This window comes from Methylobacterium sp. E-065 (assembly GCF_022829605.1).
Taxonomy (GTDB): Bacteria; Pseudomonadota; Alphaproteobacteria; order Rhizobiales; family Beijerinckiaceae; genus Methylobacterium.
Genome location: NZ_JAKSYD010000096.1, coordinates 110,220 through 134,050, shown reverse-complemented (window position 1 = coordinate 134,050; position 23,831 = coordinate 110,220). Strand labels below are relative to the sequence as shown.

Below are 23,831 nucleotides of genomic sequence, written 5' to 3'. Positions count from 1 at the left end.
GCGCTTGGTGAAGCCCGAGAGGCCGCCGCCCTGGCGCAGCGTGCGGATGCGGTCGCGGCGCTCGGTGAGGATCTTGTGCGGGTAGCACTGGTGGCCGACGTCCCAGACGATGCGGTCGTCGGGGGTGTCGAACACGTGGTGGAGCGCCACCGTCAGCTCGACCACGCCGAGCCCCGAGCCGAGATGGCCGCCGGTGATCGAGACGGCGTCGATCATCTCGGCGCGCACCGCATCCGCCACACTCTGCAGCTCCGATTCCAGAAGACGCCGCAACGCTGCCGGGTTCGGGATACGGTCGAGAAGCGCGCTCAACTCGGGGGTAATCGCCACGGCATCAACCTCTATCGGACGGGATCGGTTCTACGCCCGAGCCTCAGGACATATCGAGTGGGGCCACGCCCTCGGGCCGCCCGTCGGAGCCGAGGGTGATCCGCTGGATCCGGGCCTCGGCCCGCTTGAGAAGCGCTTCGCAGTGCTTCTTCAGCACCTCGCCGCGCTCGTAGATCGCCACCGACTCGTCGAGCGGCACGTCGCCCCGCTCGAGCCGGCGAACGATTTCCTCGAGCTGCTCCAAGGCCTTCTCGAAGGGCAGGTCGCCGGCGGCGGGGGCCACCTCGGGTCTGCTCGCACTCATCCCAGATACTTCCTCTGAACCGAATTCTACGGCGCCAGCCCCCAGGGCCACAACCCAGGGGACCAGTACACCGGGCTGCCCCGGACCGTTTTGGAGCGGCGCGGCGGCCTTTCCGCCACACCGGGACCTAACTCATGTCAGCGCCAGGCAGAACGGCACACCCTCGAAGGCGTCGGCCCCGCGGCCGATCCGCGCGACGGCCGCCACCATGCGGCCGTTCCGTCCCAGCATCCGGTCGGCGATGGCTACGAACAGGGGATTGGGCGTCGCGGACGGAGAGGCCGCCCGCAAGGCATCGGCGATCGCGCCCTCGTCGCGCTCCGGCGCCAGGGTGCACGTTGCGATATAGGCTGCTGCCGTCGAGCGGCTGATCCCGGCATAGCAATGGATCACCAGCGGCTTCTCCCGTGGCCAGGTCCGGGCGAAGGCCAGAATGCCGGCGACATGCTCCTCAGCCGGCAAAACGTGTCCGTCCCGCGGCTCCGCGATGTCGCTGACCCCGATGACGGCGTGGTTGTCGGCGGCGATCAAGGCGGGCCGCTCGAGCGGCGTCCCGATATTGATCAGCGTGAGCACATGGCTCGCGCCGGTGGCGGCGACGGTCTCGGGCAGGCGCGAGAGCGGACAGACGTAGATCTTCGGCATCGTGGACGCGCAGTGCTTCGCGATCGTGACGGATCGAAGGCGGGCTCGTCCGTCACTGCGGGCAGAGCGCGCGGAACCGCGCCAGGAACCGCACCTCGGCCTCGGCGGTGGGCCAGGGTTCGGCGAGGGCGACCACGGCTTCGGGCAGATCCGCCGGTCCGCCGAAATAGAGCTCGGCTTCCTCCGGCGCAAATCCGGCCAGCCGCACAGCTTCCAGATGGGCCGCGGCCCGGTCGGCCCGCTTCACGAGGCGGGTGAGGGCGGGGGAGGGGGCGGGCAGGTTGAACCGGCGGCGCATGGCGTCGAGCAGGCGCAGCTCGACGCCGCGATAGGCATCGCCGATCGCGGCCTTCAGGGGCGAGATGATGTCGCCGACGACGTATTCCGGCGCATCGTGGAGCAGCAGCTCAAGGCCCTCTGTGTCCGTGCAACCAGGGGCGAGATGGCGGCCGGCCGCCTCGACCAGCAGGCTGTGCTGGGCCACCGAGAAGACGTGCGGTCCCCGGGTCTGCCCGTTCCAGCGGGCGACCCGGGCGAGCCCATGGGCAATGTCGACGATCTCGATGTCGCGGGGCGCCGGATCGAGGAGGTCGAGGCGCCGACCGGAGAGCATCCGCTGCCACGCGCGGGGGGGCAGGGCGCTCACGATGCCTGCCCCAGCGCTGCGCAGGGCCCATGCCGGTGGCAGCCGACGAAGTGGTCGTTGACCATGCCCACAGCCTGCATGAAGGCATGCACGATGGTCGGCCCGCAGAACGAGAAACCCTCTGCCTTGAGGGCCTTACCGATCGCCCGGGAGACTGGCGTTTCGGTCTGGATCTCGGCGCGGCTCCCGGCGCCGCCCTGGATCGGCTGCCCGTCCACGAAGTCCCAGAGGAAGCGCGAGAAGCCGGGGCCGCCTTCCTCGATCCGCAGCCAGACTCGGGCGCCCGCAATGGTCCCGACGATCTTGGCGCGGTTGCGGATGATGCGGGTGTCCTGCATCAGCCGGGCGACATCGTCCTCCGTGAAGCGGGCGATCCGCTCGGGATCGAAGCCCGCGAAGGCGTCGCGAAATCCCTCGCGGCGGCGCAGGATCGTGATCCACGAGAGCCCGGCCTGGAAGCCGTCGAGGATCAGCTTCTCGTAGAGCGCCCGGCCGTCACGCTCGGGCACGCCCCATTCGGTATCGTGATAGGCGACGTAGAGCGGGTCGAGGCCCGCCCACCAGCAGCGGGCGCAGCCATCGGGATGGTCGATCAGGCCGGTCTCGGACATCGGACCGTTTTAGCGAGAACAGGAGCAGAACGCCACCGGCTGAATCGGGCCGCCTCGGCTCAGCCGGCCTGGCTCGCCGCCGCCTCGGGCATCGCGAAGGTCGCGTAACCCGGCCGCTCCAGCCGCACCGGATGCGCGCCGGCCAGCGGCGTCTCCCCGGCGGCCAGCGCATCGCCGAGACGGTCGAGCCGCACCAGGGCGAGGCCGCGCGTATCCGCAACGCTGCCCGTGGTGCCCAGCACCTTGCCGGCCGCCGTGATCTCGGTGCCCGGCGCGGGGGCGCCATCCGGGTAGGTGGCCGCCAGGATACGGGTCCGGGCGGTGCCCCGGTGCTGCATCCGCGACACCACCTCCTGGCCGACGTAGCAGCCCTTCCGGAAGTCGACGCCGCCGAGTTGATCCATCAGTGCCTCGTGCGGGAAGGCGTCGCCGAACGCGTAGTCGCGCCCGCCCTCGGGGATGCCCAGCGCGATCCGGTGCGCATGGTAATCGGCTTCCGCGGCGTCGGCCGAGAAGGCACCCTCGGCGGCGTACAGCCGGGCGCCGAGATCGGTGTGGCGGGTATCGGCCACCGCCTCGGCGGCGGCCGGGACGGCGCCATCCCAGACGGCCGCGACCGCCACGGTCGGGTCGGCGGCGATCGCCGCCTGCGCGCGCAGGCGATACAGCGTCAGGCGCTTCGCTAGATCCGCGGCGCGGTCCATCTGCACGTCGAACCGGAAGCCGTCCGGCACGCGCGACACGAGAAAGTCGAACAGGATCTTGCCTTGCGGCGCCAGCAGAGCCCCGAGGCGCGCCTCGGCCTCCTGGAGCGTCTCGACATTGCAGGTCAGCACGCCCTGGAGCAGCGCGGCGGCGTCCGGCCCGGTGACGGTGACGAGGGCGCGGTCTGGTAGCAGGGCGACGGGCATGGCAGGCAATTCCTTACGCGGCGGCGCGGGTCCGGCGAGTTCTGGACCGCGCAGCCGGGAGGTAGTCGCTGCCTGTCCGCGCCTCAACCGTCCGCGAACGGGGCCCGGGATCGAGTCCAGGGATCACGGCCCGGAGCCGCGCCCGATCGCGTTGCAATCGTTCACGGCTTCAGGCCTCTGACCGTAGGCGCTCTCCTGCGCCGAACCGACGTTCCGTCCGCGGGTTGATGCTCTAGTGCTGCAGGGTCATGGTGAAGGCACCGCCGCGGATGCGCTCGGGGAAGCCTTCCGCGTAGCGGGCCGTGGCTTCCTCGCCGTAGGTCATCACCAGTTCCTGGAAGGCCGCGAACAGGGCGGCCTGGGCCATGCAGTCTCCGTCGAGCCCGTCCAGACAGCCTTCCGCGAAGGCCTCCGAGACATAACTCAGCGCGACGCGCTTCTCCTCGACATCGACCTCGAGAGGAGCGGTGTGAGAGATGTGCTGCATGACCCGATACTTCCGTTGCGCCGGGTGCGGGACCCGGTAGACCAACGGATGATAGGCGGGTCCCGGCGGCTCGGCCAGCCGGGAATTTCGGATCGGTTAACGCGAGGACTCAAATCCGATGCTTCACCGGCATCACGACGGGGTGTGTCGCGCATACATCACCCCTCTGTGTCAGCCCCCGAAACGCCCGGCCAGGGCATGCGACAGCCTGTCGCCCTCGGCGACGTAGCGGGCGGCCGCTTCATGGGCGGCCGGGGTACAGACCCGGTAGGTCAGCGCGTAGCCGCGGTAGCCGCGATTGTAGGCGCCGGCCAGCCGGTCGCGACGGGCGGGCGTCACGCCCTCGGACTCGATCAGCGCCTTCATGCGGGCCGGCCAGTCCGCGGCGTCCGGCGCCGCGCACAGGCCGCGCAGGAACGCGAGCGCCCCGATGATCTCGGACATGCGCATCAGGTCGCGGTCGTAAGGGGCGGGGATGTCGACGGGGGCGTTTGTGTCCTTGGGCGCCTCCTTCGCGGCTTCCTTTGCCGGCGCCGTCGTCCGCCCGGAGCGCTGCTGAGCCAGCGCCGGTGAGATGGCCGTCCCCGCGAGAAGTGCGAGCAGGCACAGGAACGTGACCGGTCGCCTCACGCCGTCGCCTCCCCGTTCCGGGCCGCGACGCGCGCGAAGGCCTCGCGCAGGGTGTCGATCAGGCCCGGTGTGGTCTCCAGGGTGGCGACCTCCGCGAGCGTCGCCCAGCGGGTGCCGAGCGCCTCGGGGCCGGCCACGGGCTCGCCGCCGTGCCAGAGGGCGGCGTGCGGATGGACGACGTAGTGGTGCCGGGCGCGACCGGCCTCGTCCCGCACGATGATCTCGGTCGGCGAGAGCACGCCGACCACCTCCGCGCCCAAGCCGACCTCCTCGGACAGTTCGCGCAACGCCGCCTCGGCGAGGGATTCGCCGGCTTCCACGAGGCCGCCCGGCAGCGTCCAGACGCCCCGCATCGGCTCGTTGGCCCGCGCCGCCAGCAGGACCCGGTCGTCGCGGATCACCGCGATCGAGGCGCCCACGAAGGGCCGCGCGGGAAACAAGCGGCTCTCGGCATCCGCGCTCACGGTGTCCCCCCGTCGGGTGCGATGACCGCCACCCGTCCGTCGGCGAGGCCGACCAGAAGCCGCGCCGCCGGGCCTTCGCCGAGGACCACGATTCCGTTCGTGGCGGGCGCGGGCAGCGTCACGCGCAGGCGCTCGTGCAGGGCGCCCTTCGCGGATACGAGGGCGATCTCGGGACGCCCCGCTACCGGCAGCACCAGCTCGGGTGAGGCGCCTCCGGCCGGTGCGGTGACCGCGAGATCGGAATCGCCGCCACCCGCCGCGTAGCCCGCGGCCTCGGCGCCGGCCTCGATCCGGTCGGGTTGCAACGTCCAGAGCTGGAGCCGGCCGCTCGCGCTGACCGTCGCGGCTTGAAGCGTCCCGGATCCGGCGAACTCGGCGATGCCGGCGATCTTCAGCGGCGGCCCCGACTGCGGCGGCGTGCGCGCCGCGACGGCCCAGCTCGCCTCCGCATTCGGATGCGTGATCAGCGCGAGGCCGCCCGAACCGGCACCCGACAGGGTCGCGGCCAGGAATGCCGGGCGGCCGGCGAGGCGCAGCAGGCGCGGACGGAGCGGTGCGAACACCGCATCGCCCCCCGCCGGCACCGTGCTGGTGGCGACCGGAACGGGCTTCGGATCGGTGCTCACCGCCATCGGCTGGCGTTCGCGGATCGTCAGGACGGCGGCGGCCTCGCTGCCGTCGGGGGCGCGGGTCCGCCCGGTGAGATAGGCGCTCAAGGGACCCGAGAGGGCCCGCCGCATGCCGGGGAGGGCGCCGCGCGGCGTCTCGGCTGCGCTCAAGCCGTCCACGGCCTCGCGCCCGATCGGCTTGACCGTGACTGTGCCGTTCGCGAGCGTGAGCACGGCACCGCCCTCGTCGCCCCAGACCACGGCGACCGGCGCGCTCTCCTCGTCGCCCGCGTCATGGCCGGCCTTCGCGCCGGCGATCGGCAGCAGCCCCGAGGTCGCGACCGAGACCGCCACCTCGCTGCGGGGGCCGCGCAGCGCCCGGACCGTGAAGGGCAGGTCGAGGACCCGGATGACCGGCTCCGCCCGCGCCTCGGCGATGGGGCCCGCGCACAGGAGCAGGGCCAGGAGGAGCGACCGGCTCCGCCGTCCCGCTCGCGCAACGCGACCCGCGGCCACGCCCCAGGGGACACAGGCTCCGGTCAAACGTGCTGGCCGCCGTTGATGTGGAGTTCGGCCCCGTTCACGTAGGACGAGGCCTCGGTGCACAGGAAGTAGATCGCCTTGGCGACCTCGTCCGGCGTGCCGAGCCGGCGCTGCGGGATCTGCTCGACCAGCTTCTCGGTGCCCGGCGACAGGATCGAGGTGTCGATCTCGCCCGGCGAAATGGCGTTCACCCGCACCCCCAGCGGCCCGAAATCGGCGGCCATCTCGCGGGTCAGGCCGGCGAGCGCGGCCTTGGAGGTACCGTAGGCCGCCCCCGCGAAGGGATGGACCCGCGAGCCGGCGATCGACGTCACGTTGACGACCGAGCCCTTGGCCCGGGCGAGCTCGTCGCGCAGGCCACGGGCCAGCAGGATCGTGGCGAACAGGTTGACCTGAAAGACCCGCTGCCACGTGTCGAAATCGCTGGCCAGCGCGCCGAGGCGCGCGCCGTCGGGACCCTTGGGCGAGATGCCGGCATTGTTGACGAGCGCGTGCAGCACACCGCCCTCGGCGCCGAGCCGGCCCCGGACTTCCTCGACGGCGCGCATCGTGTCCTGCGCGCTCGCGAGGTCGACCTGGAGATGGTCCTCGGGGCCCATCTCCCAGGGGCAGTTCTCCGGGAAGGGGTGGCGCGAGCAGGTGATCACCCGCCAGCCCGCGGCGGAGAAGCGCTTGACGGTGGCGTGACCGATGCCCCGGCTCGCGCCCGTGAGCAGCATGATGCGCCGGCGATCGTTGACGGGGAGGGCCAAAGCCGTAAGCCTCGCTGGCTATGAGTCTTTGTGTTTGACGCGCTCACCTGCGTCGAACCGGCATCCACTTCGGCAGAGAGCACTCTTAGGGAGCGCAATCCGGTCCGGGCGCAGGTCGTGCCGGCGAGCCTGAATGGTCTAGGCGCAGTGGGGCCGGAAATCCAGAGCATGCTGCGGCGCGGGACGTGGGGGCGGTTATGGTCGGGGAGCAGGACAGCACGGATCGCATGCCGGCGATCCCGATCGACGGGCTGACGCCGGCGCAGGCCGCGGCCGCGGCAGCCTTCGAGGCCGAGCGCGGCGTGCCGGTCTTCGGGCCGTTCGTGCCGCTCCTGCGCAGCCCCGAACTGATGCTGTGCGCGAGCCGGATGGGGCTGTACCTGCGCTACGGCAGCGCCCTGCCGCTGCGCATCAGCGAGTTCACGATCCTGATCGTCGCCCGGGCCTGGAACCAGCCGGTCGAGTGGGCGATTCATCAGCCGATCGCCCTGAAGGCCGGGGTCGCCCCCGAGACCGCGCAGGCGCTCGCCGAAGGACGCCGTCCCGACGCGATGAGCGCCGACGAAGCGCTGGCCTATGATTTCTCGACCGAGCTCACACACAACCGTGCGGTGAGCGATGCCAGCTACGCGGCCGCGCTGGCGCGCTTCGGCGAGCAGGGCGTGATCGATCTCACCGGCATCAACGGCTACTACGCGCTGCTGGCCATCACGATGAACGTCGCCCGCACCGCGGTGCCGGAAGGGGCATCCGCACTACCGCCGCTGGTCGGGTAGTCCTCGACGGCGTTGGACTGGTCCGCGCTCAGCCGGTCACCCCTGCGACGGAGCGTGCAAAAAACTCAATCGTCGTCGTCTTCGTCGTGACCGTTCGCGCCGTTCAGGCCGTTGATCTTGGCCTTGAGCACGTTCGATGGCTTGAACACCATCACCTGACGCGGCTCGATCGCCACTTCGACCCCGGTCTTGGGGTTGCGGCCGACGCGCTTGCCCTTGCTGCGCACCACGAAGGAGCCGAACGAGGACAGCTTCACCGTCTCGCCGCCGGCCAGACAGCTGCAGATCTCCGAGAGGACGGTCTCGACGAGGGCGGCCGACTCGGTCCGCGACAGGCCCACCTGATGGTAGACGGCCTCGCTCAAGTCGGCGCGCGTCACCGTCTTGCCTGCCATGCCGTGTCCCCTCGCCCGCGTCTCTCGTCCCATGGCGTCGGGTGCGGCGAAACGAGGCCACACCGGACGTTGAAGACGTATCCCTATGATCCGGCACGCTAATCGGCGCTCCGCCCCCGGTCAACCGCGCGGGCGCACCGAATCGTTTCGGGCTGTCACCGAAAGCGTCACCAGCGGATCAGTCCCGCGCCCCAGCTGAAGCCGCCGCCGATCGCCTCGATCATCACCAGATCGCCCCTCTGGATGCGCCCGTCGCGTCGGGCCACGTCGAGGGCGAGCGGGATCGAGGCCGCCGAGGTGTTGCCGTGCCGATCCACCGTCAGCACGATCTTCTCGCGGGCGATCCCGAGCTTGTCGGCCGAGGCTTCGATGATCCGCCGATTGGCCTGATGGGGCACGAACCACGTCAGGTCGTCGGCCGTGAGGCCGGCCTGCGCGAACGCCGCGACGATCACGTCGGTGACTTGGCCCACGGCGAAGCGGAACACGTCCCGCCCCTCCATGCGCAGGTGGCCCACGGTGCCGGTGGAGCCCGGTCCGCCATTGACGTAGAGCTTTTCGCGGTGCCGCCCGTCCGAGCGCAGACTCGTGCTGAGCACGCCGCGGCCCTCCGCGTCCTCCTGCGCCTCCAGCACGATCGCCCCGGCGCCGTCGCCGAACAGCACGCAGGTGGTGCGATCCTCCCAATCGAGGATCCGCGAGAACGTCTCAGCGCCGATCACCAGCGCCCGGCGGGCCGCCCCGGTGGTCAGGAATTTGTCGGCGGTGGAGACCCCGAACACGAAGCCGGCGCAGACCGCCTGCAGATCGAAGGCCGCGCCCTGGTGGATGCCGAGGGCCGCCTGGATCTGCGTGGCGGTCGCCGGGAACGTATGGTCCGGCGTCGAAGTCGCGCAGATCACGAGGTCGATGTCGTCGCCCGTCAGCCCGGCATCGTCGAGCGCCGCCTGGGCGGCCCGGGTCCCGAGCACCGAGGTGGTCTCGCCGGGCCCGGCGATGTGGCGCTGGCGGATCCCGGTGCGCTGGACGATCCATTCGTCGGAGGTGTCGACCCGCTCGGCGAGGGCGGCGTTCGTCACCACCGTCTCGGGCAGGCACGAGCCGGTCCCGACCACCACCGAGCGCAGCTGAGGCGCGCGTCGGCTCTGTTCGGGGTCAGTGCGGAGGGTTGCCATCTCTGTCCTTCCCGGACGGCTCCGACATCACGACCCTTGCGGGTGATGCCGGAGTAATCCGTTTTCCATCCTGCACGGCGTTACGCCGGCGCCAGGGCCGCCGTCTGGTCGAGCATCTCGCGGATCGTGCGGATCATGTCGTGGCGGGCCATGTCGTGCGCCAGATCGACGGCGGCGGCGAACCCTTGCGCGTTCTCCGAACCGTGGCTCTTGATGACGATGCCTTCGAGGCCGAGGAAGACGCCGCCATTGGCCCGGCTCGGGTTCATCTTGTCCTTGAGCGCCCGGAACGCCTGCCGGGCGAACAGCGCACCGATCTTGGCGGCGAGCGTCCGGGTCATGGCGGCGCGCAGATACGTGCCGATCTGCTTGGCGGTGCCCTCGGCGGTCTTGAGGGCGATGTTTCCCGTGAAACCCTCGGTCACCACCACGTCGACCGTGCCGCGGCCGAGATCCGTGCCCTCGACGAAGCCGTGATAGGCGAGTCCCGAACTCTCCATCTCGCGCAGCATCCGGGCGGCCTCCTTGACCGCCTCGTTGCCCTTCATCTCCTCGGTGCCGACGTTGAGCAGGCCGACGGTGGGGCGTTCGAGGTCGAACACGATCCGCGCCATGGCCGAGCCCATCACGGCCATCTCGACGAGGTGCTCGGCATCCGTCCCGATGGTGGCACCGACATCGAGCACGACGCTCTCGCCGCGCACGGTCGGCCACAGGCACGCGATGGCCGGACGCTCGATACCCGACATGGTCTTCAGGCAGATCTTCGACATCGCCATCAGGGCGCCGGTGTTGCCGGCCGACACGCAGGCGTCGGCCTGCCCGTCGCGCACCGCCTGGATCGCCTGCCACATGGACGACTTGCCGCGCCCCTGGCGCACCGCCTGGCTCGGCTTGTCGTCCATGGCGACCGCGACACTGGTGTGGCGGATCTCGACGCAGTCCTTGAGCCGGGGCTCCTTGGCGACGAGCGGGGCGATCACCGCTTCGTCGCCGAACATCAGGAAGGTGGTCTCGGGATGGCGCTCACGGGCCAGCGCCGCACCGGGCACGACCGTGGAGGGCCCGTGGTCGCCGCCCATGGCGTCGAGCGAGATGCACACGCGTTGGGACATGTCGGTAGCGGGTCGCAGGTCTCGGCGGGGGATCCGGCGGGAAGGGTCCCACCGGGCGCGGCGGACCATAGCGATACCGGCCCGGCGGGCAAATGAAATCGGCCGCCGGACGGTTCCGTTATTCGCCGGAGGGGGCGAAGGCAGCGTTTTCGGGGTGTTCGCCTGCGGGCGTCACGCCCTCTCGCCGCCCGAATCCCTCAAGCACACGCGTTTCCCGGACAAGTGGACCTTCAGCGGAACCTGATCGGGCGCACGGAGCGTCGCGCAAGCGGCTCAGCGCGTTTCATAAGAGCGCTTCGCGTCGTTTCGCGCGCTGAATTCCGGGCTGCTTCCGCTTGCGCCGGATGCGCCCGATGGAGGGCCGGCGCGCTACACCGCGAAAAGTCAGCCCCCGCCGTCCCGCAGCTTGCCCAGGGCTGCGAGCGGCCCTGCATCGTCGCCGGCCACCACCGGCTCGAAGGTAGTGCCGGGCTTGCGCGGATAGGGGTCGAGCCCCAGCGCCAGGAACTCGGCGGTGAGCGCGCCGAAATCGACGCGTCCGCCCACCAGGGGATCGGGGATGTCGGCATCCTCGGCGTCGGTGCCGGCGAGCTGGTCGGTGTCGGTGAACACGACCTCCACCGGCTCGTGGACCGGCCCCTCGAACGGTTCGAGGCTGACGGTGCAGACCTGCGTCACCAGGGCGTCCACGGTGCCGGTCACGGTCAGGCGGCTGGTGGCGCCCGAGATCGCGAACCGCCCGACCAGATCGCGGAGTCCCGGAATCTTGAAGTCCGCGGCGAGCGCTGCGCACTCGGCCGGGCTCGCCTCGACCGTGACGGCGCCCCGTCCCTGGGGCAGGCGCTCGACATTGACCCAGCGCACGAGCGGGCCGCTCTCATGCGGATTCTCCCGGCGGCTGTCCCGGCTCATGCGATGGCTCCTCTTGCTTCTTCAGCCTGCGCGAAGCCCTCCGGTTCCGGGAAGGGCGGCCCGGACCCGAGCAGGGTGTCGAGATCGGCGCCGGCGAGGGCTTCGTCGGCCGCCTGCACATAGGTGGCAAGCCCAGCCCCGTCGCCCTCGCCGCCCAGCACGTTGCGGATGAGGACCGCGCGCAGGGCCGCCGTGTCGCCCGCGTCCAGGGCGGTGTCGTAGCCGGTGGCCCGGCCGTAGAAGGCCGCGCCGAGCTTCTTCATCCGCTTGCCCACGCCCATGTCGCCGACACCCAGCTCGCGCAACGAGGCATCGAGCTGGGTGAAGACGGAATTCACGAGATCCTGTGCCACCTCGGCAGCCGGGGCCGGCAGCCGGTTCAGCTGGCGCAGAACCAGGATGGCGTGCAGGCACAGGGCCTCGAACCGGCCCTCGACGGTGTCGGGCACGCCGAGGCGGAGGTAGAGGCCCGGGCGGCGGGCCGCCATGCTGAGCGCCACGTGCAGGCCCTCGACGGCCTGCCGCCGCGCATTCGCCCGTCGGAACAGCCGCGCGATCATCGATGCCACACCCCGGTGTTGTGTGGCCAAGCTTGCCTTGTCAAAGCCATAACCCCGCGGTACGGCAACCCACGCCCAGGGCGCAAGCGTCGTCGGAATTCCGTGTCCGCGGCATCGTTTGCATCTTGTCCGTCCACACGTTTTCTGGGGGCCCGATGCGGCGCCGTCTCGTCCAGTCCTTCGCGCGTCTCGCCCTGGTCGGGCTCGCGGGAGCCGGCCTGTCCGGCTGCATCGGCGAGGAGCTGCGCCACGGCTACCAGGTCGACCAGGCGGCGCTCGCCACGGTCAAGCCCGGCATGAGCCCCGAGCAGGTGCTGCAGATCCTCGGAACGCCCTCGACCGTGTCCACGGTGGGCAACAAGTCCTGGTACTACATCTCTCAGAACACCCGCCGCACGATCATGTTCATGGGTGAGCAGGTCGAGGATCAGAAGGTCACGGCCGTCTATTTCAGCCCCGCCTTCAAGGTCGAGCGCGTGGCGCTCTACGGCCTGCAGGACGGGCGGGTGTTCGACTTCATCGAGCGCACCACGCCGACGAGCGGCGCCGACCGGGCCTTCATCAGCCAGCTGTTCCGCGGCCTGACCCGCTACGAGCCGTTCGGCAGCGGCAACGGCGCTAGCGTCGTTCCGGGCGCCAACCGCGGCCAGTGAGCCGGAGCGCCCGCCAGCAGGCGGGCGATCTCCCCGGGATTCGAGAACAGGTATTCGGGTCCCTGCGCCGCTAGCGCCTGCGGGTCCGTGTAACCCCACGCCACGGCACCGAACGGGCAGCCAAGGGCGCGCGCCGCCTCGAGGTCGCGGATCTCGTCGCCGATGCACAGGGCTTGCGCCGGCGCCACGCCCCGGCGCGCGAGGAGCTGCCGCAGGCGCCGTGCCTTTCCAAATAGCGAAGCCCCGCAGGCATAGGCGTCGATCTGCGCCGCGTTGTCCGGTCCGAGCACCTGCCGCACCGTGTCGGCCCGGTTCGACGACAGGATCGCCATCGGCACGCCGGCCTGCGCGATACCCGCCAGCATCTCCGGCACGCCCGGAAACAACGCGATCTGCGCTGCGTCCCGGGCCGCAAGCGCGTGCATGTGGCGGGCGATGAGCGGCAGCTTCCAGCGCGGGATGCCGAGATGCGCCACGATCGCGCGGGCTCCCTGAAGGCGCAGGTCCTCGACCTCGTGCGCCTCGACCTGGCGGAAGCGGTAACGCTCGGCGACGCCGTTCATGACCGAGCAGAACCAGTCGAAGCTGTCGGCCAAGGTGCCGTCGAAGTCGAGCACGACGAGGCGCGGCCCGGTACCGGCAGTCCGACCGGTCATCTCAGGCCCGGAGATTCTCGATTGGCACGCTGAGCCGCATCAGCAGGCCCCCGGGCGCCCAGTCGTGTTCCAGCACGCCGTCGAGCTGGCCGACGACGCTGCGCTCGGCCAGCACCGTGCCGAATCCCTTCCGGGACGGCGTGCCGGTGACCGGAGGGCCGCCGGCCTCCTGCCAGGTCAGGGTATAGTGCCCTGCCTCCTGCAGCCCGCTCAGGGCGACGCCGCCCTCCTTGGTGGAGAGGCCGCCATACTTCATGGCGTTGGTGGCCTGCTCGTGCATGATCAGCGCCAGCGCGGTCGCGGTGCGCTCGCCGATCTCGGCATCGTCCCCCGAAATGGCGACGCGCGCCCGCCCGCCCTCCTCGTAGGCGGCCATGATCAGGCGCATCAGGCCCAGCACGGTCTGCCCCGCCACCGCGGGCGCGCTGTCGGGGGAATGCGGCCGGACATATTCGTGCGCCCGCGCCAAAGCGCCGAGCCGCTCGCGGAAGGCCTTGGCGAAGGGCTGGGCCGCGGGATCGCTCCGGGCGGTGAGCGCTGCCAAACCGCCGACCACCGCAAAGATGTTCTTGATCCGGTGCGACAGCTCGCGGATCAGCAGATCCCGGGCTTCCTCGGCGCGCTTGGCCTCGCGCAGGTCGCGGGTGACGGTGGCGTAGCCGATCTCGGCCCCGGTCGGGTCCCGCACCGGGAACATGTTGTAGAGCACCGCCACCGGCTCGCCCGTGACGAAGTGTCGGAACGCCAGTTCGCCCTCCCAGAACCCGCTCCGGCGCATCGCCGGCATCGCGGTCTCCTCCAGGATGCGGCGGCTGTGCTCGGTGAAAAAATCGGGGATCCGGTGCAGCCGGGCGGCGGCAAGATCGGGCAGGCCGATCAGCGCCAGGGCGGCCTCGTTGAGATGGGTGACCGCGCCGTCCAGGGTGTAGAGACCGATGAAGTCCTTGGAGGTCTCCACGATGGCGGCGAGCTTGCGGGCCTCGGCCTCGGCCCGCTTTAGGTCGTCGATGTCGGTGCAGGTGCCGAACCAGCGCTCGATCCGCCCCTCCGCGTCGCGAATCGCCATGGCGCGACCCAGCGTCCAGCGATAGGCGCCGCTGTTGTGGCGCAGGCGGTACTCGATCTCGTAGGGATCGCCGGTGGCCAGCGAATGGCGCCAGCGCGTCCAGGCCCGCTCCTGATCGTCGGGATGGAACATGTCGTTCCAGCCCTCGCCGTCGGTGGAACCGTAGGGCACGCCGGTGAACGCGTACCAGCGGTCGTTGTAGTAATCGTGGAACCCGTCCGGCCGGGTCGTCCAGACCATCTGGGGCATGGCCGACGTCATCACCCGGAAGCGGCGCTCGCTCGCGGCGATCTCGGCCTCCCGGCTCGCCACCTGTGCCAGGGTCCGGCGGTGCTCCAGCAGACTGGAGATCTGGCGCGCCAGGGCCGTGAGCGTGGCCGTCTGTTCCGTGTCGAGCCCACCCGGCCGCGGCGCCCGGTCGAGCACGCAGAGCGCGCCGAGCGGTATGCCCTGGGCGCCTTGGATCACGGCGCCGGCATAGAAGCGGAACCCCTCGGGGCCAATCACCAGCGGATTCGCGATGGTCCGCGGATCGGCGGTCAAATCGGGAATGACGAGCAGGCCGTCGGATTCGATCGTGTAGGCGCAGACCGAGCAGTTGATCGGCAGCTCGCGCTTGCCGAGACCGACCTCCGACTTGAACCATTGCCGCTCGGCATCCACCAAGCTGACGAGGGCGACCGGCGCGCCACAGACATAGGCGGCGACCCGGACGAGATCGTCGTAAAGCGGCTCGGGTTCCGTATCGAGGATCGCGAGGTCGCGTAGCTCCGCGAGCCGCTCCGCGGTGCGCCAGGCACCGCCGGTCGGTTGGGAAGCTGCGCGCGCGTGAGGTGCCGGCACATCCATGGTTCAGCCGTCACATAGGCCTGTTGAGCTTCCCTGCCTAGGTGGCTGCGTAGACGGTCGCCGCGCCCGCAATGGGCGCGGCGGCCGGTCAGGCCCGTAATGCCTTACGCGGCGCGGGCCTCACCGAGGGTCGGATAATCGACGTACCCCTTCGGGCCCTGGCTGTACCACGTGGCGGCTTCGTCCTTGTTGAGCGGCGCGCCCTTGGCGATCCGCTCGACGAGATCGGGATTGGCGATGAAGGTCCGCCCGAACGCGATCGCGTCCGCCTCGCCGGCATCCAGCACCTTCTGGCCGCTGACCCCGTCGTAATCGGCGTTGAGGATCATCGGGTTGCGGAACACCCGGCGCATCGCCGGGGCGATCGGCGCATGGTCGGCCTTGCCGAAGGTCCCGTCCGGGCCGGGCTCGCGCATCTCCAGGAAGGCGACATCGAGATCGGCCAGCGCCTGGGCGGCGGCCACGAACAGCGGCTCGGGGTTCGAATCGTTACAGCCCTGGATCGCGCCGTTCGGCGAGAGGCGCACGCCGGTACGCTCGGGTCCCGCGACCTTGGCCACCGCCGCGGTGACCTCGCGCAGCAGGCGGACGCGGTTCTCGATCGGGCCGCCATACGGATCGGTGCGGTGGTTGGTGCCGTCGCGCAGGAACTCGTCGATCAGGTAGCCGTTCGCCGCGTGGATCTGCACGCCGTCGAACCCGGCCGCCAGCGCGTTGGCGGTGGCACGCTCGTAATCGCCGAGGAGGCGCGGGATCTCGGCGATCTCCAGGGGACGGGCCTCACTGTAGGGCTTCTTGCCCTCGTAGGTGTGGGCCTGATCGGGCGCTGTCGTGGCCGAGGCCGCGACCGGCTTGGCGCCGCCGAGGAAGTCCGGATGGACCAGCTGGCCCATATGCCAGATCTGGCAGACGATCTTGCCGCCCTTGTCGTGGACCGCCTTCACGATCGGCCGCCAGGCATCGACCTGGGCGTCGGACCAGATGCCCGGCGCGAACGGCCAACCCAGCCCCTCCTGCGAGATGCCGGTGGCCTCGCTGATGATCAGGCCGGCGGCGGCGCGCTGGGCGTAATACTCGGCCATGATCGGGGTGGGCACGTGCTCGCGGGTGCCGCGGCCGCGGGTGAGCGGGGCCATGAAGATGCGGTTCTTCGCCTCGATGGCGCCGATACGGATCGGGTCGAGCAGGGACAGCATGGGATACCTCGTGCTGGTGCGGCCGCGCCGCAGCCGGTTTTAATCCGTGGCCGAGGTGGCGCTGCGGCGCGGCGATGCCAAGGTGCAGCGCAGCGGTACGGGCAGCGGCGTGCGGGGGCGCACATGGCGCGGCGGGTGCGCGTTCAGTCACGGAGGGGGAAAGAAGACCAACTCGCATTCGGCTGCCAGCCAAACGAGGCGGCGTTTCATCTCTCTCCCGGGCGGTGCCGCAGCCGGCATGCCGGGAAGCCGTCCGGCCATCGCGTCGATCGAGAGAAGCCGGGATCGCAGGCCCGACGTAAGCCAGTTCTTGTCCTTCTCCCGCCACGCGACGGCTTTGGCCAAAGCCACATCGTCGGGATCCGGAACGATGACCGTAATGCCGGGGCAGCCGGCACTCGCATACAGCGTGCTGCGCGCCGACCAATCGCTCGGCATCAAGGCTGTTTCGGGCGATACGCCATCGCAATAATAGCCATACTGCTGATGGAAGCTCGACCCCTGGCCGATATTGGCATCGATCGCGTCGGACAGATCGTCGGAATTCGGCACGTCCGGAACGTAGAGGTCCGCCTCCGGGGTCAGCAACATGTCGCCGGGAATGTTGCGGCAGCGGATCAGGACGACGGCGGAGCCGACCAGGACGAAGCGCCGATGGCCCGTCACCTCCCCGGCCGCCCGGAAAAGATGATCGAGCTTGTCCTTCCGCATCATCCGGTCAGATCCGGAACTCGCCGGCCCAGGCTCTCGGCGGTGCGTTCTCGGGACGGGAGCACGACGAAGACGGGCTGCGTGTCGCGCAGAAGTTCGCCGCGCGGGCTGTCCTCCAGCAATTGCCGGACGATCAGCCGGATATTCTGGCCCAGAAGATCCGCCCACAGCGCGTAATATCGAGCCTGCGCGGAGTCAGGTCGCACGCATCGTTCCAGGTAGGCCCGGCCGTTGGCGAGGAGACCTGGATCGTCGACGAGATGCACGGCGATACGCCGCGTCAGGTCATACGAGCGCCGTTTGCTGCGATCGTGAAAATCGGTCTTCACGGGCAGACTGCCGACGAAGCGTTCCCCCTCAGTCATCAGACGCATCCAGACGCATCGGCTCGGCGGCGGTGCCGGAGCATACCGCGATTCCGCACGCACTCGAAGTCCGCAGGACAAATTGCGTCGCCCCGGTATTCGCACCGGAGCGACGCGGGGACGGGATCCCTCAGCTATGCGCCAGCACCGCCAGCAGCAGCAGGGCGATGATGTTGGTGATCTTGATCGCCGGGTTCACCGCCGGCCCCGCGGTGTCCTTGTAGGGGTCGCCCACCGTATCGCCGGTCACCGCCGCCTTGTGGGCATCGGAGCCCTTGCCGCCGTGGTGGCCGTCCTCGATGTACTTCTTGGCGTTGTCCCAGGCGCCGCCGCCCGAGGTCATGGAAATCGCCACGTAGAGGCCGGTCAGGATGACGCCGAGCAGGCTCGCGCCGACCGTGGCGAAGGCCTGGCTCTTGCCGGCGATCAGCTGGATCACGAAGAACAGCACGATGGGTGAGAGCACCGGCAGCAGCGACGGGACGATCATCTCCTTGATCGCCGCCCGGGTCAGCATATCGACCGCCCGGCCGTAATCCGGCCGGTCGGTGCCCTGCATGATCCCGGGCTTCTCCCGGAACTGGCGCCGGACCTCCTCGACCACCGCACTCGCGGCGCGCCCCACCGCCGTCATGGCGATGCCGGCGAACAGGAACGGGATCAGCCCGCCGAGTAGCAGCCCGACCACCACGTAGGGGTTCGACAGCGAGAAATCGACGCTCACACCCTGGAAGAACCGGTACTGCGTCGGGCTGGCATTGGCGATGAAGTAGTTCAGATCCGACGTGTAGGCGGCAAACAGAACCAGCGCGCCGAGGCCGGCGGAGCCGATCGCGTAGCCCTTGGTCACCGCCTTGGTGGTGTTGCCGACCGCGTCGAGGGCGTCGGTCGACTTGCGCACGTCCGGAGGCAGGCCGGCCATCTCGGCGATGCCGCCGGCATTGTCGGTGACCGGCCCGAACGCGTCGAGCGCCACGATGAAGCCGGCCAGCGCCAGCATCGCCGTCACGGCGATCGCGATGCCGAACAGGCCGGCCAGCGCGTAGGTGCTGATGATGCCGGCCACGATCACGATGGCGGGGAGCGCGGTCGATTCGAGCGAGATCGCCAGCCCCTGGATCACGTTGGTACCGTGGCCGGTCACCGAGGCGTCCGCAATCGACTTCACCGGGCGGAAGTTGGTGCCGGTGTAATATTCGGTGATCACCACGATCAGCGCCGTGATGGCAAGCCCGATCACCGCGCAGCCGAACAGGCCGGCCGACGTGAAGGTGACGCCGGTCGAGGTGGTGAAGGAGGTCGAGAACCCGCCCAGCAGGGTCATGTTGACGATCGCGATCGCCACCACCGAGAGCACGCCCGCGGTGATCAGGCCCTTGTAGAGCGCGCCCATGATCGACTGGTTGGCCCCGAGCCGTACCGCGTAGGTGCCGGCGATCGAGGTGAGGATGCAGGCCGAGCCGATGGCCAGCGGATAGAGCATCATCGGCTCCAGCACGTCCCGGCCGCTGCCGGTGGGGCCGGAGAAGAAGATCGCGGCCAGCACCATCGTGGCCACCACCGTGACCGCGTAGGTCTCGAACAGGTCGGCCGCCATGCCGGCGCAATCGCCGACATTGTCGCCGACGTTGTCGGCGATGGTCGCGGGGTTGCGCGGATCGTCCTCCGGAATGCCGGCCTCGACCTTGCCGACGAGGTCCCCGCCGACATCGGCGCCCTTTGTGAAGATGCCGCCGCCGAGGCGGGCGAAGATCGAGATCAGCGAGGCGCCGAAACCGAGCGCCACCAGTGCGTCGATCACCTCACGGCTCGACGGGTCGAGATGGGCGCCGCGGGTCAGGAACAGGTAGTAGAAGGCGACACCCAGGAGTGCGAGGCCCGCCACCAGCATGCCGGTCACCGCCCCCGACTTGAAGGCGACATCGAGGCCGCCGCCCAGCGAGGTCGAAGCGGCCTGCGCGGTGCGCACATTGGCCCGCACCGAGACGTTCATGCCGATGAACCCGGCCGCCCCGGAGAGCACGGCGCCGATCAGGAAGCCGATGGCGACCTTGATCCCGAGGAACACCGCCAGCAGCACGAACAGCACCACGCCGACGAGGCCGATCGTGAGGTATTGGCGCTTCAGATAGGCTTGCGCGCCCTCCGCAATGGCGGAGGCGATCTCCTGCATGCGCTGCGTGCCGGCATCGCGCCGCATCACGTCGAGGATCGTGACGATGCCGTAGGCGATGGCGCAGAGCCCGCCCACGATGATCAGAATCAAGGGAATCATGCGACCGTCCTTGTCATTATCGTGCCTGGCTGGGGCTTATGCTTATCGAGCTTGGCCGCCGGGGAGACGGCCATGGGACGTGGTGCTCGGATCCGGGGCTTTCCTTCCCAGAACAAGACCTTGATTGCCAAACTTCGCCGGTGAGCGCAAACGCTGTGTTTGACGTCTTCGCAGATCGGCGCACGAATGCTGCATCGCACAACGTGACGAATTGAGAATTATTTTGCAGTATTTCCCGTGGCCGATGGGTGTTTGCGTTCGTGCAGTCCCGATCGGGGTCGCTGATCTCGATGCGTGGTGTGATGCGCGCGTTGGTGACCGGCGCCCATCGCGGTCATATGAGCCGTCGCAGTCTGGTCGGATCGGTGGGCTCCAGCATGTCCGGGATTGAAGTCTCGAGGGGACATCACGAAGGCTCAGACGATCTGCGCGTTGTCGTGCGCGGCAAAGCTTCAGCGCATTCGGTCGGTATCCATGGGTCGTTCGCAGATCTCGCGGCTGCCGCAGCGAAGGCCGGGCGGATTTTGGCGTCGCCTGCTTCTGGAATGCCCCGGTCCTGCCCGATCCCGTCGAGGAGGCCCGATTGGTGGTCGGCAGCTTGCGGACATATGGTGGTCGCCGGGGTTGGGCGGCCGCAGCCGACCTCGACCAGGCCGTCCGCAAGGCCGCGGGAGCAAGCGATGGCGTTGACACCGTTCCAGCGCGCGGTGCTGGCCCATCTCGCCCGCGGCGCGATCACGTTCCACCCGGCCTCCATAGGCGGGGCTTGGCCCGAGGTTGCCGAGGGCAACCCCTATCGCTCCTGACCGTGTCGCCCCGTCAGCACGTCTGCTTTTGGCGTGCCAGCCTCAGAAGTGGCTGAAGGCCCCGGCGGCGAATACACGGACCCCGCCGTCTGCCGTCTCGAAACGTGGCGGCCCCTCGCCAGCGGTGACGGTGCCGATGGCGGTCAGCTTTATCCCGGCTGCTTCCACCTCGGCCCGGAGAGCCTCGAACGCCTCCGGGGCCACCGTGCAGAGGATCTCGTAATCGTCGCCGCCGGTCAGAGCCGTCGCGAACAGGCCCGGTTCCGCCGCGCAGGCACGCCGGACTGCCTCCGAGAGCGGCACGACGGGCAGATCGATCCGGGCCGTGCGCCCCGCGCCCAGCATCTTGGCGAGATCTCCCGCGAGCCCGTCGGACACATCCATGGACGCGGTGGCGTAGCGCCGGATCGCCGACGCGGCGGCGAGGCGCGGGCGGGGATGGAGGTAGCGGTCGGCCAGCACGGCCCGCAAAGCCGGGTCGAGGGCGGTCGCCCAGGGCGCCTCCGGCTCCAGGCGCAGCCGCAGGCCCAGCGCCGCGTCGCCGATCGTGCCGGTGACGCAGATCCGGTCGCCGATCCGTGCGGTGTGCCGCCGGACGATCGCGCCGGACGGCACCTCGCCCAACATGCTGACGCCGATCAGCGCCGGCCCGCCCGAGCGCACGGTGTCGCCGCCGAGCAGTGGGCAGCCCGCCTCCGCGGCGGCTGCGCCGAGCCCGGCCGAGAAATCGGCCAGCCACTCCTCCGTCCAGTCGTCGGGCAACGCCAACGTCAATAGAAAACCGCGCGGCACCGCGCCCTTGGCGGCGATGTCGGAGAGGTTCACCCCGAGGGCCTTGCGAGCGATCGAGGCCGGCGGATCGTCGGGAAAGTAGTGGATCCCCGCCACCACGGCGTCGGCGGTGAGGACGAGGTCGTGGCCGGGCGCGGGGGTCAGGGTCGCGGCATCGTCCCGGAGCCCATCGGCACCCGGGCCGGCCAGCGGCGCGAAGTAACGCGCGATCAGCCCCTCCTCGGAGGCGCGGACCGGGCCGGCCACGGGTCAGGCCTTCCCGGGCGCCGGCTTTTCGGGGAGCGGCTTGGACGAGCCCGGCTTTTTCGATCCCTTGGCGGGGCCGACCTCGCCGGGCCGGACCTCCCGGGCGAGCCGGTCGAGCACAGCGTTGACGAGACCCGGCTCGTCGCCCGGATAGAAGCTGTGGGCCACGTCGACATATTCGGAGACCGCCGCCGCCGCCGGCACGTCGAGGCGGAACATCAGCTCGTAGGCGCCGGCCCGCAGGATCGCCCGGAGCACGATCTCGATTCGCCGGAGCGGCCAGCCCTGCGCCAGCGCCTGATCGAGCTTCGGGTCGATCGCCCGTTGCTCCTCGACGGCACCACGCAGCAGATCGCGGAAGAAGGCGGTCTCGGCCTGGGGATGTTCGATCCCGTCGATCTCCTGGCCGATCCAGAACGCCTCGAACTCGGCGAGCGCTTCGAGGACGCCCTTGCCGGACACATCCATCTCGTAGAGCGCCTGCACGACGGCGAGGCGTGCTCCGGTGCGCAGGCTGATCGTCTTGCCGCCCGTCTCCGGCTTCGTGTCGGTCATTTGACTATCCGTCATCGCGGGCGCGCGGCTTCCGCGGCGCGCTTAAGGGCGAGGACGCCGAGCGCTGCCTCGGCCGCGCCGCCACCCTTGTTCATCTCGGCCACCCGGGCGCGGGCCAGCGCCTGTGCCTCGGTCTCGACGGTGAGGATGCCGTTGCCGAGGGGAATCCGGCGGTCGACCGAGAGATCCATCAACGCCCGGGCGCTCTCGCCCGCCACGATGTCGTAATGGCCGGTTTCCCCGCGGATCACGCAGCCGAGCGCCACCACGGCATCGTAGGCCTCCGCGTCGAGCAGGATCGCCACGGTGGCGGGGATCTCCAGGGCGCCCGCCACCGTCACCACGGTCGCGTGCGCGCCGGCGGCTTCGATCGCCGCGCGGGCGCCGGCCAGGAGTTCGTCCGCGAGGGCGTCGTAGTAGCGCGCCTCGACCACGAGGATGCGGGCCCCGGCGAGCGCCGGGTCCTGGGGCTTCGGCGCCGCGTCGGCGCGGGTATGGGCGACCATGGCTCTCGTCCAGCCGAGTTTTTGGGGGTTGACGGGCGGCACGGGGCGCCCGCGAGGGGAGGACGGTTAGACCGAAGCGGCCGGCGCCACAAGCGGCACGATCCGCTCGGGCGCCGAACAGGCTTGAGCTTGGCCCCATGACCCGGCAAGATCGCTCCGGACCGCCGCTGAACCGCCGTCGAACCGCCATGCCGCCAGCCCTCGCCGCCGAACACCTCTCTGAAGCCGGCGAGAAGAGCGCTTATGCCTTCCGCACGATCAGCGAGGTCTCCGAGGAGCTCGATGTGCCCCAGCACGTGCTGCGCTTCTGGGAGACCCGCTTCGGCCAGATCCGCCCCGTCAAGCGCGCGGGCGGGCGGCGTTACTACCGGCCCAACGATGTCGAACTCGTCGCCGGCATCCGCCAGCTCCTGCACGTTCAGCGCTACACCATCGCGGGCGCGCAGCGGGTGCTCAAGGAGAACGGCGTCCGCTTCGTCCAAGCGGTCGGCCGTGGCGAGGCCGTAGCGGCCGAGCCCCTGGTCCAGGATGCCGAGGCGGAGACCGGTGCCTTCGCGGATCCGGAGCGTGCGGCCCTCGCGGTGGCCCTCGACGAGCTGCGCGCCTGCCGCGCCCTGCTGGACGGCCTGCGCACGCCCCCGGACGCCTGACGCTCCGGTCCCGGGGCGCGCGGCCAAGCCACGATAAAACTCACGGCAAAGCTCTTGCAGGGGCTGGGCGAACTTTCGCCAGGACCCCGCGTTGTCGCCCGCATGGCCTCGCCCCGATCCAAGCTGTCGCCCAGCCAGGAACTGATGGCCCGTATCATGCGGATCGTCCGCACCTGCCCAGAGGCGGCCGGGGAGATGCTGGAACTGATGTTCCTCGTCAGCCAGATCGAGGCTGCCACCAGCGTCGACCGGGAATACCGCGACGCGAAGCGCGTGATCAGCCGCCTGCGCAACCCGCTCTGGGAGATGGGCCCGGCCGACCGGGAGAAACTGCTCTCGGCCGCGGAGGCGATCCGCCGTGTCTGCCGCCTCGCCGAGGATGAGATACCTTCCATGCCGATCGCCGACGCCGGCGAGCGCGCCCGCGTCGAGGCACGCCTCAACGCCGCCCTGGCGGGTGAGCTTGACGCCGCGCAGATCGCCCGCGTCACCGGGATCGTGGCGGCGGTGCTTCAGAATTAAGCAGCGTCCCGATGAACCGGTGCCGGGCGCACTCGACGCCCGCGCCGGGCATCCCCACATGCTGGTCACCGATGGAAGGGGCACCCGGAGCGGCCTTCGGAGAGCGCGCCCGCATCGGC

The 23,831-nt window shown here is 70.2% G+C and carries 30 protein-coding genes; 5 read left to right on the top strand and 25 right to left on the bottom strand.

All coding sequences use genetic code 11. The annotated features are described in order from the left end of the window. The 11 genes from MKK84_RS10090 to MKK84_RS10040 form a co-directional block, all read right to left on the bottom strand. Positions 1–330 (bottom strand): 1-deoxy-D-xylulose-5-phosphate synthase N-terminal domain-containing protein (locus MKK84_RS10090; RefSeq protein WP_313899327.1); only part of this gene is annotated, 330 nt, incomplete at its 3' end. A gap of 43 nt (positions 331–373) precedes the next feature. Beyond that, a complete protein-coding gene (locus MKK84_RS10085; RefSeq protein WP_012320922.1) occupies positions 374–634 on the bottom strand; it encodes an exodeoxyribonuclease VII small subunit in 261 nt (86 codons plus the stop codon). Between the two features lie 132 nt (positions 635–766). Next, the gene (locus MKK84_RS10080) at positions 767–1,279 is read right to left on the bottom strand and encodes a tyrosine phosphatase family protein (protein WP_243919277.1); all 513 of its coding nucleotides are present in this window, start codon (positions 1,277–1,279) and stop codon (positions 767–769) included. A gap of 52 nt (positions 1,280–1,331) precedes the next feature. After that, positions 1,332–1,892, bottom strand: coding sequence for a hydrolase (locus MKK84_RS10075; protein WP_243919291.1), 561 nt, complete (start codon positions 1,890–1,892; stop codon positions 1,332–1,334). 29 nt (positions 1,893–1,921) lie between these two features. Beyond that, the gene (locus tag MKK84_RS10070; protein WP_243919276.1) at positions 1,922–2,536 is read right to left on the bottom strand and encodes a DNA-3-methyladenine glycosylase I; all 615 of its coding nucleotides are present in this window, start codon (positions 2,534–2,536) and stop codon (positions 1,922–1,924) included. A gap of 59 nt (positions 2,537–2,595) precedes the next feature. After that, positions 2,596–3,447: a YgfZ/GcvT domain-containing protein gene (locus MKK84_RS10065; protein WP_243919274.1), complete on the bottom strand. Its 852-nt coding sequence runs from the start codon at positions 3,445–3,447 to the stop codon at positions 2,596–2,598. 232 nt (positions 3,448–3,679) lie between these two features. Next, on the bottom strand, positions 3,680–3,934 hold the full coding sequence (locus tag MKK84_RS10060; protein WP_243919272.1) for a hypothetical protein: 255 nt from the start codon (positions 3,932–3,934) through the stop codon (positions 3,680–3,682). Positions 3,935–4,105: 171 nt separating this feature from the next. Continuing rightward, positions 4,106–4,564 (bottom strand): TIGR02301 family protein, encoded by a 459-nt coding sequence (locus tag MKK84_RS10055; protein WP_243919270.1) that lies wholly within the window; start codon positions 4,562–4,564, stop codon positions 4,106–4,108. After that, positions 4,561–5,028, bottom strand: coding sequence for an NUDIX hydrolase (locus MKK84_RS10050; RefSeq protein WP_243919268.1), 468 nt, complete (start codon positions 5,026–5,028; stop codon positions 4,561–4,563). The genes MKK84_RS10055 and MKK84_RS10050 overlap by 4 nt, the downstream gene beginning before the upstream one ends. Next, on the bottom strand, positions 5,025–6,152 hold the full coding sequence (locus MKK84_RS10045) for a hypothetical protein (protein WP_243919266.1): 1,128 nt from the start codon (positions 6,150–6,152) through the stop codon (positions 5,025–5,027). Before MKK84_RS10045 ends, MKK84_RS10050 begins: the two co-directional genes overlap by 4 nt. Positions 6,153–6,175: 23 nt before the next feature. After that, a complete protein-coding gene (locus MKK84_RS10040; RefSeq protein ID WP_243919264.1) occupies positions 6,176–6,898 on the bottom strand; it encodes an SDR family NAD(P)-dependent oxidoreductase in 723 nt (240 codons plus the stop codon). A 260-nt stretch (positions 6,899–7,158) separates the two neighbouring features. Here MKK84_RS10040 and MKK84_RS10035 point away from each other — a divergent pair, with 260 nt between their 5' ends. Then, positions 7,159–7,707 (top strand): carboxymuconolactone decarboxylase family protein, encoded by a 549-nt coding sequence (locus tag MKK84_RS10035; RefSeq protein WP_243919262.1) that lies wholly within the window; start codon positions 7,159–7,161, stop codon positions 7,705–7,707. A 65-nt stretch (positions 7,708–7,772) separates the two neighbouring features. On the opposite strand, the gene MKK84_RS10030 is transcribed toward MKK84_RS10035, so the two are convergent. The 5 genes from MKK84_RS10030 to MKK84_RS10010 form a co-directional block, all read right to left on the bottom strand. Next, on the bottom strand, positions 7,773–8,102 hold the full coding sequence (locus MKK84_RS10030) for an integration host factor subunit alpha (protein ID WP_243919261.1): 330 nt from the start codon (positions 8,100–8,102) through the stop codon (positions 7,773–7,775). A gap of 167 nt (positions 8,103–8,269) precedes the next feature. Beyond that, a complete protein-coding gene (locus MKK84_RS10025; RefSeq protein WP_243919260.1) occupies positions 8,270–9,277 on the bottom strand; it encodes a beta-ketoacyl-ACP synthase III in 1,008 nt (335 codons plus the stop codon). An 80-nt stretch (positions 9,278–9,357) separates the two neighbouring features. After that, positions 9,358–10,392 (bottom strand): phosphate acyltransferase PlsX, encoded by a 1,035-nt coding sequence (plsX, locus tag MKK84_RS10020; protein ID WP_243919259.1) that lies wholly within the window; start codon positions 10,390–10,392, stop codon positions 9,358–9,360. A 384-nt stretch (positions 10,393–10,776) separates the two neighbouring features. Further along, on the bottom strand, positions 10,777–11,304 hold the full coding sequence (locus MKK84_RS10015) for a YceD family protein (protein ID WP_243919258.1): 528 nt from the start codon (positions 11,302–11,304) through the stop codon (positions 10,777–10,779). Beyond that, entirely contained in the window at positions 11,301–11,864 is a 564-nt protein-coding gene (locus tag MKK84_RS10010) for a ubiquinol-cytochrome C chaperone family protein (RefSeq protein ID WP_243919257.1), read from the bottom strand. Before MKK84_RS10010 ends, MKK84_RS10015 begins: the two co-directional genes overlap by 4 nt. A gap of 155 nt (positions 11,865–12,019) precedes the next feature. Between MKK84_RS10010 and MKK84_RS10005 the strand changes: the two genes are divergently transcribed. Further along, positions 12,020–12,517, top strand: coding sequence for an outer membrane protein assembly factor BamE (locus MKK84_RS10005; RefSeq protein WP_243919256.1), 498 nt, complete (start codon positions 12,020–12,022; stop codon positions 12,515–12,517). On the opposite strand, the gene MKK84_RS10000 is transcribed toward MKK84_RS10005, so the two are convergent. The 6 genes from MKK84_RS10000 to MKK84_RS09975 form a co-directional block, all read right to left on the bottom strand. Beyond that, positions 12,454–13,173: an HAD hydrolase-like protein gene (locus MKK84_RS10000; RefSeq protein WP_243919255.1), complete on the bottom strand. Its 720-nt coding sequence runs from the start codon at positions 13,171–13,173 to the stop codon at positions 12,454–12,456. The two genes, MKK84_RS10005 and MKK84_RS10000, sit on opposite strands and share 64 nt — an antisense overlap. 1 nt (position 13,174) lies before the next feature. Further along, on the bottom strand, positions 13,175–15,088 hold the full coding sequence (locus MKK84_RS09995; RefSeq protein WP_243919253.1) for a PAS domain S-box protein: 1,914 nt from the start codon (positions 15,086–15,088) through the stop codon (positions 13,175–13,177). A gap of 104 nt (positions 15,089–15,192) precedes the next feature. Next, positions 15,193–16,284, bottom strand: coding sequence for an alkene reductase (locus MKK84_RS09990; RefSeq protein WP_243919251.1), 1,092 nt, complete (start codon positions 16,282–16,284; stop codon positions 15,193–15,195). A gap of 147 nt (positions 16,285–16,431) precedes the next feature. After that, complete coding sequence (locus tag MKK84_RS09985; protein ID WP_243919250.1) at positions 16,432–16,998, bottom strand: DUF6036 family nucleotidyltransferase; 567 nt, start codon at positions 16,996–16,998, stop codon at positions 16,432–16,434. Next, the gene (locus MKK84_RS09980; RefSeq protein ID WP_243919248.1) at positions 16,995–17,360 is read right to left on the bottom strand and encodes a hypothetical protein; all 366 of its coding nucleotides are present in this window, start codon (positions 17,358–17,360) and stop codon (positions 16,995–16,997) included. Before MKK84_RS09980 ends, MKK84_RS09985 begins: the two co-directional genes overlap by 4 nt. 130 nt (positions 17,361–17,490) lie before the next feature. Next, positions 17,491–19,635, bottom strand: coding sequence for a sodium-translocating pyrophosphatase (locus tag MKK84_RS09975; RefSeq protein WP_243919246.1), 2,145 nt, complete (start codon positions 19,633–19,635; stop codon positions 17,491–17,493). Positions 19,636–20,315: 680 nt separating this feature from the next. Between MKK84_RS09975 and MKK84_RS35415 the strand changes: the two genes are divergently transcribed. Further along, the gene (locus MKK84_RS35415) at positions 20,316–20,441 is read left to right on the top strand and encodes a hypothetical protein (protein ID WP_267357780.1); all 126 of its coding nucleotides are present in this window, start codon (positions 20,316–20,318) and stop codon (positions 20,439–20,441) included. A gap of 42 nt (positions 20,442–20,483) precedes the next feature. Here MKK84_RS35415 and thiL read toward each other — a convergent pair whose 3' ends face one another. From thiL to ribH, 3 genes are read right to left on the bottom strand one after another with little or no spacing between them, the layout of a single operon-like run. After that, complete coding sequence (thiL, locus tag MKK84_RS09970; RefSeq protein WP_243919244.1) at positions 20,484–21,479, bottom strand: thiamine-phosphate kinase; 996 nt, start codon at positions 21,477–21,479, stop codon at positions 20,484–20,486. Positions 21,480–21,482: 3 nt separating this feature from the next. After that, positions 21,483–22,049 (bottom strand): transcription antitermination factor NusB, encoded by a 567-nt coding sequence (nusB, locus tag MKK84_RS09965; RefSeq protein ID WP_409566475.1) that lies wholly within the window; start codon positions 22,047–22,049, stop codon positions 21,483–21,485. After that, positions 22,046–22,540 (bottom strand): 6,7-dimethyl-8-ribityllumazine synthase, encoded by a 495-nt coding sequence (gene ribH / locus MKK84_RS09960; RefSeq protein WP_243919241.1) that lies wholly within the window; start codon positions 22,538–22,540, stop codon positions 22,046–22,048. Before ribH ends, nusB begins: the two co-directional genes overlap by 4 nt. A gap of 188 nt (positions 22,541–22,728) precedes the next feature. Here ribH and MKK84_RS09955 point away from each other — a divergent pair, with 188 nt between their 5' ends. Together MKK84_RS09955 and MKK84_RS09950 are read left to right on the top strand one after the other, a co-directional pair. Beyond that, positions 22,729–23,190 (top strand): MerR family transcriptional regulator, encoded by a 462-nt coding sequence (locus MKK84_RS09955; RefSeq protein WP_243919289.1) that lies wholly within the window; start codon positions 22,729–22,731, stop codon positions 23,188–23,190. 102 nt (positions 23,191–23,292) lie between these two features. Further along, positions 23,293–23,712, top strand: coding sequence for a hypothetical protein (locus tag MKK84_RS09950; RefSeq protein WP_243919239.1), 420 nt, complete (start codon positions 23,293–23,295; stop codon positions 23,710–23,712). The last annotated feature ends 119 nt before the right edge of the window (positions 23,713–23,831 follow it).